Raw genomic sequence first — 12179 nt, 5'->3', positions numbered from 1 at the left:
GGCTGACTTGCGCCCGTTGCCCGCAGTCGACGCAGCCTCTCTCGTTCTTCGTGGCAACTTTCCCCAGTAATAGCAGGGCGGCGCCAACTATTTGCATGTCGCGCGCCCTAAATGGTCAGCTTACGAAAACTGCTCACGGTCATTGGTCGATAGAGTGGTCGAGTCACTATCGACCGATTTTTGCCGGGGGCAATGATGCAAAAATTTCTATCATTTATGATATCGACACTGATGTTGGTCATGTCGATGTTGGGCGGGCCCGCTTCAGCGCAGACGTTCGGGCAGAATCCGACGCTGATCGATCCGTATAACTGGGACCACAGCCATATCGGTCCTCCAATTTCGTATACTCGAAGCAACGGCAACATCTTCCAGTGGCGGCCGTTGACGATCACCGGCACCATGAACATGAGCTTTGGCGACTACGAGGCTGCGTACGGTGCCGGTGTACCGTTCTTCACGTCTAACATCATCCAGCGCGACAGCGACCCCTTTAACGGCGAGGTGGTGTTGCTCTCGAATGGTGACCTGTACAGCAATGGCATAACCGCTGCCAGCGTCAGCGCCATCAAGTACGGCTCGACGGTCAGCTACGCCAACAACGCGACCTATAGCAAGATCAATGACGGGGTTGCTCAGTTTTCCCTGCAAAATATGGATGGCACCAAGGGGTGGAGCAATTCGTACGTGTCGATGCGGGTGGTCAAATCGGACGGCACGGTTTGGTCGACATCGTCCAACACTTGCAGCAGCACGACTTGCGCTGGCGCCGCCTGGACCCAATACGCCGGCTTCGACGGCATCTCATGGTGTTACGATGATGCCGCGTACTCAAGCGGCACTTCCATGTCTGGCGGTCGCGCCTCCGCAAGTACGTTTGTTTGCTATCGGAAAACCGATGCCAAGTTTTATACGTACGCATCTGCCGGGATGTTCCAGGCTCCCACTTTGACGGCTCTTACCACCCAGCTGGCGTTGCCGCCATTGGCGACATCGAAGGGCTATACCTGGGACAACGCGATCGCATCGCGTCGATTAGGCTATTTGATTCTGAAGTCCGGCGAAGTGGTATCGCTGACCCCCAACATGTCGGCCACGGTCTTTACGCTCGGCCCTTACAGCATGTATCCCGCTCTGATGGCCATCGCGTCCGATATGCCACCTAACGTCCAGGATATTCAGATGACCTCTGCTCTGGACGGCACGACGGACCGGTACGTGTTGACGACTGATGGGAAAATCTACGTGCGAGGCAACAACACCTCCTGCATGTTGGGTAACGGCTGCGCACCTGTCAACAATTGGACGCCGTTCGTGAGCGGCGGCGTGACGTCGATGGCTGCAACCTACCTGGGTTTGTACTACTACAAATCGGACAAGGTGATTTACTATAAGGGTGCACAGCCTGTTTGTCCTTCAGATAGGACCTGCAGTAACTCCAATTTCAACGTTGGGGTAGTGGTACAGCCGTCCAAAATCACGCCCATGGGCGCCTACAACTTCCTCGATGAGTCGCCGGCGCACACGCTGGCAGATGGCATTTCCGGGCCTATCGTTGTGACTGCCACCGACGGTACCGTGGAGTCCGACGTATCGATCAGTGTTCCGTTCGTACCCGGCGTCGCCTCGTTCGATCTTTACGTCGGTGCCAATTCCGACGGCAGTGACGCCACCAAAATTAAGAGTGGGTCCTATAACGGTTCTGCCGTGCAGTTTTCGGTGAAGGATACCAATCAGGTTTGCAGTGGTTGCACCGCAAATCAAACGCTCTGGGCAGGAAAGCTCGCAGGACCGGAGGGCGGCAAAAAGCTCTACTTCAAGGTTGTGGGCAATGGCTATCCGCTGACACCAGGGACGGTCAACGGCTCGGATGACGGCTATCCCAGCATGCCACTCGACTCGATGACCATGAAAATTAACGGTATCTACAACGGTACCGGCAGCGCCTCCCCAACATTCGACAACGCCAACCTGAGGTACGGCACCAGGCAGGTGTACACCACCGCCATCGCGAGCCAGCCAGCCAACGCTGGTAAGGTGACCAAGCAGGGCGACGGATCCTTCTTGCTCACCGCAGCGGCGAATTTTACCGGTGACGACTCGTTCCTCGTGACCTCGACTGACTTGGCAGGTGCCTCTTTCACGAAACCTGCAAATATCCACGTGGATTGCCCGGCGCCCACGATTAAGGGCTTGAAGTTTGGTTCGCAGCCGGTGATGAACAGCGGTCGGGTCATCGTGACGTACGATGCGCCGGCCTGCGCGACGAACCTGGGCATCGCCCTCCAACTCAAGCTGGGCAATACGATCCAGGGCAATTTGGTGCAGAGTGACGCTGGCATGACGCAGCTGCCAACCGGCACGAACCAGCAGGTGTCGGTCAACTATAGCGGTGTCGTGCCAAACACCTACAAGATTGTCGTGACGATGGTCGATAGCACCTGGAAACATCCGGCGACGCAGGAATTTCCGTTCGCGATCACAGATTTCACGACCACCAATTTCGCCCTGACGGCGGACAACTGGGCGCCGCGTGCCTATGTTGACTCGATCAATGTCACGTCGACCAATAGCGGTGCACCGCTTTGCACCTTGTCCATGAAGGATACCGTTGCCCGCAGCAGCTCCACCGCATTGACCGCAAACCCAAGCGCATCGTTGGTGTGCCAGTTCGAATGGGTCAATGTTCCCGGCGGTCTCGTGCAGGCAAAGGATTCGGATCAGCCCAAGCTCACCGGGGTACTGATCGCAGAGGGCGCACAGGAGATCGACTATCAGGTATCGGTATTCACCGATAGTGGTGACAAGGTCACGTTCAAACACGGGACGCAGACGTTTGCGGCCGCGCGGCCGGTCAATCCAACGCAATCGATCGCCCCGTTTAACGGCACTGCGTTGTATGTGGTGCCGGCCAATGGCGGTAGCGTGGCCAAGGTGTCGGTCGACGCCATGAACGGCGCTGGCGTCCTGACCAAGTTCCAAATCGACGCAGGCCCTGTTCAGCAATTTTCGACCGCGAAGGGTACGTTCACACGCACGATCGACATGGGCGCAACGGATCTATGGTCGCATCATTCGTTGCTCGTCCATACGCAGTATTCGAACAAGGACAGCATCTTTACCGAACAAACGGTGGACGTGCTCACCTCGCCGAATGAAAAGACCAAAGCGCTGCTGACGGCGCCGGCTTCGTCGTTCGACAACGTGCCGACCCCGATGTCGGTCTCCGTAGGCATTCCTGGTAGCGCCTACGACCAGGCAGTTGACGGCGTGTGGATGGTGTCGTTGGCCAAGACTGCCGCCGATGGCAGCTTGGTGCCGATCACGGACCCAGTGCAAACGGTCAATGGTGTGGCGCAGATCAACGCCCCTCCGCTCAATACCATGAATCCACAAAAGATCACCGCGATCGCGGATGTTGTGTCGCCTGTGAGTGGCTACAGCAAGCGCATCTACTCGGACTTCAAGCCGCTGACGTTCGAAAAGGGCAGTGCGCTGGAAGGCGCCTTGGTCATACCGAAGACTTCCGGCCAGGCCCCTTTCGTCACCACGGTCACCGTCAAGATGGCAAGCAAGGACGACAAGATGGCCTTGAAGTCGACCGACTTCTATCAGAGTACGGATGGCGGCACGACCTGGACCAAGATCGGCAAGCCTGATGAAAGCGTTTCCGGTCGTATGGTCCATTTGTTTGCGTCGGGCGCCTACAAGGTGAAGGGCATCTTCCTCAATAAGAACACCGGCATCACCAGTGAATCTCCTACGATCGATGTTGTCTCCTACGTGATGCCCATCCTGACCGTGTCTGGTGGCGTTAACGCGTTTGCGGGCACTCCCATCAATTTGAAGGCGCTGTTCGCTCCCGAAAAAGGTCAGCCTGCCGTTGACATGACCGGTGCCGACGCTCCCGTGACGGAGTGGCTGGTGGACGGCGCTACAACGCCGACGGTTGGTTCCTCGCTTAGTTTGGAATCGGACACCGCCAAGACGGTGCACGTGATCGTGCGCGCCCGCTCGGCCGTGGCCAACCCGTCTGACCCAACGGTGTGGACCACCCAACGCCTAGTGGTTAAGTTCTTGGCGGTTGCTTCTCCGAAAATCCAATTAAGCGGTCCGGTTCGCGCCGAAACCGGGAAGGTCAGTACCTTTACCGCCCGGGTGACGGCCCCATGGTCGCCGGCGACGTCGGTCAACGAGGTCAATGGCGAGTGGACCCTTCCTAACGGCACTGTGGTGCCTGGCATGGCCCTGAATTGGACTCCTGATGCGTCCGACGCGTCGCCTGACAAGAAACCACTGCACTTCCGCGCGTGGGTCAATGGCTACGATGATAAGGGCGCATCTAAGACTGCCGACATCGGTGTGTTGGTATGGCAGTATATTTGGCCTGATTTCCAGTGGGTGATCAAACAGGACACCACCTATGCACCGTCGGTCGTAAAGCTCGATGTCACGGAAAGCAATCCGAAGTTGATGTCGCAGTTTGCCAATGAAAAGCTGACTGTCACCTATACGTTCCCCGACTCAGTCGATGTTCAGAGGAACAAGGGTACGGCAGCTCAGTTGCGCCTCGCCGCTCAGGGCAACTACCCAGTCAACCTGGTCTTGGCTGATACCCGAGGCAATTCGACGACGCTTAACACAAATTTGTTGGCAATCCAGGCGCTGCCTTATGTGATCTCGGTGAAGACGTCGCCTTCCAATGCCCTCTGGCGTGAGCCAGTGAACGTGACGGTGCGCGCAAGCGCGACCGGAGGCCATCCGTCGGATCACGTACTGTCCTACGCATTTGCGGTCGATGGTCAACCGATTGACTCGAAGGGTACCGGCGCGCAGTTCAGGCTGCCGGCCGCTGGCGACCATGTGCTGCAGGTCAGCCTGACCTCCACTTTTGGAGCAACACAGGTGCAGCAGTTCCCCTTGACGGTCATCGCCAATAAGCCGCCGGTGTGCAAGCTGGCCAGCAAGACGTCGGTGTCGACGCGCAGCGTCGGGCTGGAGGCAACGTGCAGCGATGTTGACGGCAAGGTGGTTGGCTACCAGTGGTGGGTGAATGACTCCAAAGTGGGCAGTACCGGTACGAAGGTGTCGCTCCCTATGCCGGATCCCGGCCAGTCCTTGTCCGCTACGGTGCAGGCAACCGACGACAGCGGCGGTACCGGATCTGCGACGGTGAACCTTCAGTTTTAAGCAGTAACGCTCGCAGTTGTTTGACCGGCTCGCGCGGCATCGCCCGCGGGCCGGATTTGTTCCAGTTGAAGCGGTTCCGTTCCATTTACCGTGGTTTCTCGGATTTGAAGAGGTTCCCTATGCGTCTCCCATTTGCATCTCTCGTACGGAATATTGTGGTCGCATCCCTGTTGCTTGGCGCAATGGCTTCAGCCGGTGCCACCACGCCTCGGTTACTGACGACCGGTTCTCCTGGCGCCATTCTGATGCGCACAGACGGTCATTGGTATGTGAAAGGTACCGGCGATTTGTTCAGTACCGCGCCGATGTACGACAACACCTTCCCCCACGATCAAATCGTCAAATTTACCCCGGGTCAGTTCGTATTGCTGGGTAATGGCGACCTGTGGACGCAAAACACCGAAGTCGTTGGGCGTTTATGGAACACCGCGCCGACGCCCGGGCAGTGGTATAAGATCGCGTCGAATATCAAGGACTTCGTCCTCGCGTCAAACTTCACGACCACATCCAGTTCTTGCGGCGGCAGCTGCCCTCCGGCAGCAAACTTCCTGTACATCCTTACCAAGGATGGGCACGTTCAGCTGGGTACCCAGGCGGGCGGATTCACAGAGTTTCTCCCAGGGAAGACCATCACCGCTATGGTATATGCCACGAACGCAACCACAGCGATCAGCACCAATCCCAGCCACATCGCTAACTTGCACTTCTTCAGCGCGGATGGCGCGGTCTATAGTTCCTCGTCGGTTGACCAAGCACCGTTTGCGTTTGATAGCAATGGCAAGATGACGGCGCTCTACAACATTTTCCTCTACAAGAGTTCGTCGCGCTTTACTCCGACTGCCGCGATGGCCGCGAAGCCGTACGTCGGTCTTGCAGATGCGACGGACCATGTTGATGGAGGACTGGTCTATCTGAAGACTGGCGAGGTCTTGCTCGCCACGCCCGGAAATGTGATGTCCTATGCTGGTTCGGACGACGCTTATTCCGGTAGCACCACTACCACCTACTTCACGAACTTAAACAGCTTGCTCTCCTTGCCTGCTGGCTCGTACAAGCAAATCGCCTTGGCGGACCCCACCGGCATTGCCAGCACCGCAGCCACCCAGGCGATTCAGGCGGTCACCACTGACGGCATCGTTTATGCGCGTGGCACGAATACCAATTGCATGTTGTCGCTGCCTGGCTGCCCGGCATCATCGTCCAGCTGGGTCCAGGTCGCGACTAACATTGCCTCGCTGTCCATGATCAGCAATTACGCGACCCTGCAAAACGGTACCTGGTATGCAAACACCAATCTGACCATATACTATTCCGGTACCGCCAGCGGTGGTAACGCCGCACAAGGTGCGGCCATTCCTTCAAGCCATCTGGTCGCCAGTAAGGGCTTCATCATGGAGCCGGTTGACAGTCTGGCGGCCATCCCAGGGCCGCCTAAGCACGTCAATGCCACCGACGGCAACATCGATAACAACGTTCAATTGACATGGGATCCATCCGTCGGCGCCACGACGTACGATGTGTATGCGTCGCTCACTGCCGGAAGCAAGGGCATCCTTGTGCAAGAGGTTCCCGCGGCCCAAACATCCACCATGGTGTGGTGCGACCCGGCCCGGCTCCCGGCGCCGCAAGCCGGCCAACCTGCTCCTACCTGCAGCAATGCCTACTACGCCAGCGCAGACGCGATTACCTTGCTTTCCGGCGCGCGTGACGGCCGGAACATCTATTTCACGGTCTCGGCTAAGAATATCCTTGGCGAATCGACGGGCAACCTGTCTGATGTCGGCTACGTGAACATACCCATTTCTGCCAGTAGTGTCACCATCAAGGCCGACTACAATGGATCAGGATCCGCGATTCCCGCAGTTGTCGATCAGAATCAGTCCGACACCTTCGTGGTCAATCTTCTGAGCCAGCCGTCGGTTGGCGGCGCCGTGACCGTGGACCCTGCGTCCAATCGTATTACGTACACGCCAGCCAATGGATTCACTGGCACGGATACCTTCAGCTACAGCGTGACAGACAAGGGTGGGACACCTCTCATTGCAACGGGAACTGTGGCCGTGGCCTGTCCGCAGCCCGTGCTGACATCGCTGACGCTGTCCCCGTACCCCGCGATCGCCTCCGGCGTCGCTGCTCTGAAGTACACGCTGGCTTCGTGCGCAAAGAATGCGACGTTGAACCTGCAACTCTTTAACGGCGCTCAACCGGCCAACGTCCTGGCCAGCGCCTCTTCGTCGGCGTTCAAGAACATCCCGTTTGGTACCGACCAGGTGATCAACATACCGTTTTCAGGTGTGACGTCGGCGAACTATACCGCCGTGGCCACCATCAGCGATACGGTCCAGAATATCAGCACTCAAACGAACTTCAGCATGGCGTTGCTCGACATGACCCGTGCGTACTACGAGCTCAATTCGTCGAATTGGTCACCACATGCGGTGGTGGAGCAGATGGCTGTAACTTTGGATGCTCCGGGTGACAAATTCTGTGATTTGTCCACCAGCCAGGATGAAGTCCAAGCAAGTCTGTCACAGGACAAGCCCTTAAAGTGCCTTCTGGAGTGGACCAGCTTGCCGCCTGGCCTGTCCCAAAAACCCAAGCAAACAAGTCCGGCGCTGGTCGGTTCGCCTACGCAGACTGGCACCCAGCAGATCGCGTGGACGGCTTCGGTGCTGCGCACCAATGGCGACAAGGTGCCGTATGCGAGCGGTTCCAAGACGTTCACATCGGTCGCTCCGCTGCCTCCCTTGCTGGACTTGTCGTCGCCGACTGGCCAGACCGCGACCACGTTCAGTGTTCCTTCCACTGGCGGCTTCGCAGCCAAGTTGACGGTCGATGCCATGAATTCGGGTGTTCATACGACCTACACGATCGATGCCGGCACCGCCGTGCAGTTTGACACCATAGCCGGCCAGGGCTCGCGCCTGATTGAACTTGCTGCATCCCCTTTGTGGTCGCAGCATACCATTGACGTCAAGAGCGCCTATTCCGTACTGCCGTCGGTCTTTACGGAAAAGGTCATCCAGGTGTTGGTGGTACCAACGGACAGGGTACGCATCAATCTAGATGTGCCGGCGGTCGGCCTGAATAATGCGACCATCCCTGTCAATGTCCATATTGGCGTTCAGGAGAAGGGGCCAGCTTTAGTCTATGATTCCCAGATAGCTGGGCAGTGGACCGTGCGTATCGCGCAGGTCAACGCGGACAAGACCCTGCGGTTCCTCACCGATGCTGTCGATATGGTCAATGGCGCAGCGACGGTATCGGTTCCCGCGATCAATTCCATGACCCCGCCCACGCTTGTCGCCGTGGCGGACCTGAAATCACCACAACCTGCGTTTGCCCAGGAGATCCAATCTGATCCGCATACGGTCGCGATCAGCAAGGGCACCCCATTGGCCGGCCAGATAGTGGCGAGCAAGACGTCTTCTCCGGCGCCAATCAGCATCAGTGTCGGCGTTCAAATGGCTGCCAGGGAAGATGTTGCGGCCCTCGGTACCACAGACTTCTATTTATCCGTGGACGGCGGCGTCACTTGGTCGCAAATCAGTAACGCAAGTGAGGCGAAGAATTCGCGGATCACGCGTAACTTTGCAGTTGGCAGCTTCAAGGTAAAAGGCGTTTTCACCAACAAGTTTAGCGGAGTGACCTCTGAAAGCGCTCCGATCGATATTGTGACGTTTAAGGCTCCGTTGCTTTCGATCGAAGGCCCGAAGGTCTCCTTCCCTGGTACCGACGTCGTACTCAACGCTGTGGTCAGGGATGGCGGTACCGTCAAGTCCGGCCTCCAGGGTGGGCCGATCGATGAGACGCCAGTCGTCGAGTGGCAACGTGAAGATGGTACGCCGACGGCAACCGGCACAAGCGTGACTGTGTCGTCCGATAGCCCAAAGACGATCCACTTTATCGTTCGTGCGCGCCTGGCGATCTCTGATCCTAACGACCGCGCATCGTGGGTTAGCTTCAAGACAGCGGTGACATTTGCAGCACCAGCCACGCCAAAGGTACGCGTCGCCGGGCCTGCGCTGCTTGAGGTTGGGAAGGTTGGAGTGTTCGAGGCCAGTGTGCAACCGCCATGGGGTGCCAATCCAACCAATTTGGAGATGGACGGCGAATGGACCCTACCTAGCGGCGAGAAGCGTTCCGGTACCAGGTTGGAGTGGACACCGGTTGACTCCGACGTCAGCCCCACGGGTGAGAAGCGTCCTGTGAGCTATACGGCATGGGTCAAACGTTACGACTCGGCCGGCGCGACGGGAAGTGGGTCGATGGGCACGAAGGTCTGGAAGTACATATGGCCGACGTGGACAATGAAGGTTGCGCGCGATACCACATATGCACCGTCCAAGGCCAAGCTCACTGTGGTCATGGACAATCCGAAGCTGGCTTGGCAATATGGGGCGGAACCATTGACGCTGACTTGGAACTTTAGCCCGAATGCCGTGGTGGTAAAAACCCAGGCGGCGACTGCCCAGCTATCGCTCCCGCAAGGTGCCACCTACCCAACGAGTTTGACTTTGGCCGACACGCGCGGCAATAGCACAACTGTGGCGCAGGATCTGGTTGCGTACGACGCGCCGCCGTTCAACATTGACGTGAAGATGGCGCCAAGTAACGCGATGTGGCGTGTGCCGGTGAAAGTCAACGCCAGAGCGTCAGTGACCGGCGGCCATCCGTTGGATAAGGTGCTGGGCTTTACGGTCATGGTTGACGGCACCCCGGTCGACAACCGGGCGGGCGCGGCATCGTTCGCGCTGCCTACGTCGGGCGATCACCAGTTGACGATCTCCATGGCCTCGAAGTTTGGTGCCTCGGCGAGCCGCACGTGGACATTGACGGTGGTCCCGAATCATCCACCGTCGTGCGACGTTACCGCTAAGGCGATCAGTGGCACCCAGTTTGTGGGGTTGATTGCTGCTTGTGGCGACGCGGACGGAAAGGTGGTTGGTTATCGTTGGGCGATCAATGGTCAGGCCCAGGGCGCAACGGGCAATCGTCTGACCGTCGACTTCGCGCATGTGGACAGCCCAGCTGTCGTCGACATGTATTGCACCGACGATTCTGGCGATACCACGACGGTGACTAAGACGATATCGCGGTAATAGTTCGTAGGTTGGGAAGTGTCGCAGGCGCTTCCTAATCAAACTTCGCTCTCACGTTGGAATAATTCCCATGACACTATGTTCATCGTCGACTCTGCGTTCCTTTGCGCTGACTGGCAGCCTTGCCATGATGTTGGCCGTCGCTCAACCGGGGGTTGCATCGAACTTGACGCAGCCGGCGCCGCCGGTCCTGCTCGACGAGCGGGTACTCGCGCCCTTGATGCAAGAGTGCCATATCGATGCCGAGGTCCGCGCCTTCGCTCAGCAGTCGCAAGCGGGCATGATGTCAGAGCTGCGAGATTCTGGTCAGACGTACTTGCTCGAAAAGGGGAAGGGCTTGTCGCAGTCGATGTTCTCCGAGGGGCGAGTGCTCAAGCTCTTCCGCACGCGTCTTCAGGCAGGGTTGGACCCGCAAAGTGCCGGCACGGAGCTGGCGTTTTGCCGGTCTGCGCTGGGCCAGAAGGTTCTTGGGCTGCTTGAGCAGTTTGGGCAGGGCGACGAAGTGATGGCCAAGTTCGCCAAGCGTTACGAAGCCGGGCCCGCGCCGGCCAATCGCATCAGTTGGGCTACCCGGGTCGACAATGCAATCGCCGGTTCGCGCGCGATGGTGGACGTGCAGCAGGCGGTAGTAGGGGGCATTTTACTCGGGATGAACCAAGTGCTCGCGCCAGAGGCCCGAAAGAGCAAGAACGATATTGCGTTTATTCTGTCGGGGATGCACATCCAAACTGAAAAGATCGCCCGTAACGCCGCCATCGCGGGCTTCATGGCAACTTTTGACGACCTGAGCGACGATGAATTTGCCGCTTACGCGCAGCACCTCATCAGCCCGAGCGGTAGTCTGCTGTATCACCTGAAGTTTCAAAGCTATATCGAGTTTGCCAATTCGGCGGCAGGGGAGATGGGCGAGGCTATTGCGCAGGTCGATGTTCCGAAATAGCGCAACAGTCGATAGTGTAGGACCAGTCAGGTCCTACACTATCGACAGGAACATGATCACGCCGATCACCACCCAACCGACGGCCAGCAAGCGGCGTTTGGTAAATTCCTTCACCACGATCCCGCGCCTGTACAACGCCCATTCCAGCATCGGCCACCCGTCCATCGGGGGAAGGGGAATCAGGTTAGTTACGCACAAGAAGATGCTGCACTTGCCACATACGACAGCCAGCCAGGTGTGGGTGATCATCCCGGCGAATATAAACACCAGTCCGATCACGAAAGACATCAAGGGGCCTGCCGCGGCCACGAACGCGCGTTTGTTGATGTTCGCGCGCATGTAACCAGCCGACGTCACGGAACCCACCAGCGGCAGGAGGCCAAAGCGGTGAACGACGCCGTCGAGTTTAAATTCGAACAGCTTGACGCTGCCGATGACGATCATTTCAGCCTTGATGCCGACTTTATTCATCGCCCAGGCGTGTCCATATTCATGCAGAACCAGAAGGAAAACGACCATTGTCCAAAGGACGCCAATGGCGAAAATCAATCGCAACGCGAATTCCATTTTTTGCTCCAGTTCTCAGGGTTTTAGTCGATGGCATAAGGCTCTATCTGCTGTTCCCGACGATCCTTTTTTACTATCTCAAGTATATTTTATTCTGCTGCAATTTTGGTTGCTCGTGGTCCGCTGGCGTCCATTTATTGATGCCGAATGATCGCGCAAAAGGCGCTCGTCATAGGTTTTGGTCGCGGTCTTCAAGACTTCAGTTTCGGCAAAAATACCTTGTCCGCTTGTGTGTTGAAATTGCTTGACGCTGCGGCCATCTATCGGTTCTCGATCAGCGCCTTGACGATCAAAGCCCTAGTCACTGTCCAAACCAGCCTGTGCCTGTGACTATTGGATAGATTTTTGAAAACAAAAGCGGTGTATAAGCACAAAGAGAG

Annotated in this window: 5 protein-coding genes; 4 read left to right on the top strand and 1 reads right to left on the bottom strand. The window is 57.5% G+C overall.

The annotated features are described in order from the left end of the window. Positions 1-192 precede the first annotated feature (192 nt). The 3 genes from GTP90_RS02835 to GTP90_RS02825 all read left to right on the top strand — a co-directional run bounded on the left by GTP90_RS02835 (position 193) and on the right by GTP90_RS02825 (position 11232). Entirely contained in the window at positions 193-5190 is a 4998-nt protein-coding gene (locus GTP90_RS02835; RefSeq protein WP_161082051.1) for a hypothetical protein, read from the top strand. Between the two features lie 20 nt (positions 5191-5210). Continuing rightward, positions 5211-10292 carry an Ig-like domain-containing protein gene (locus GTP90_RS02830; RefSeq protein WP_217431930.1) on the top strand — a complete coding sequence of 1694 codons (5082 nt, stop codon included), beginning with the start codon at positions 5211-5213 and terminating at the stop codon, positions 10290-10292. A 127-nt stretch (positions 10293-10419) separates the two neighbouring features. Beyond that, positions 10420-11232 carry a hypothetical protein gene (locus GTP90_RS02825; RefSeq protein ID WP_161082049.1) on the top strand — a complete coding sequence of 271 codons (813 nt, stop codon included), beginning with the start codon at positions 10420-10422 and terminating at the stop codon, positions 11230-11232. A 33-nt stretch (positions 11233-11265) separates the two neighbouring features. Here the strand turns inward: GTP90_RS02825 and GTP90_RS02820 are convergent, their stop codons facing one another. Then, the gene (locus tag GTP90_RS02820) at positions 11266-11799 is read right to left on the bottom strand and encodes a site-2 protease family protein (protein WP_161082048.1); all 534 of its coding nucleotides are present in this window, start codon (positions 11797-11799) and stop codon (positions 11266-11268) included. Positions 11800-11946: 147 nt separating this feature from the next. On the opposite strand from GTP90_RS02820, the gene GTP90_RS02815 reads away from it, so the two are divergent. Beyond that, positions 11947-12129, top strand: coding sequence for a hypothetical protein (locus GTP90_RS02815; protein ID WP_161082047.1), 183 nt, complete (start codon positions 11947-11949; stop codon positions 12127-12129). Positions 12130-12179: the final 50 nt, after the last annotated feature.

Origin of the sequence: Duganella vulcania, assembly GCF_009857655.1 — a bacterium.
Taxonomy (GTDB): Bacteria; Pseudomonadota; Gammaproteobacteria; order Burkholderiales; family Burkholderiaceae_D; genus Rugamonas; species Rugamonas vulcania.
This window is presented reverse-complemented; position numbering and strand designations above follow the sequence as displayed.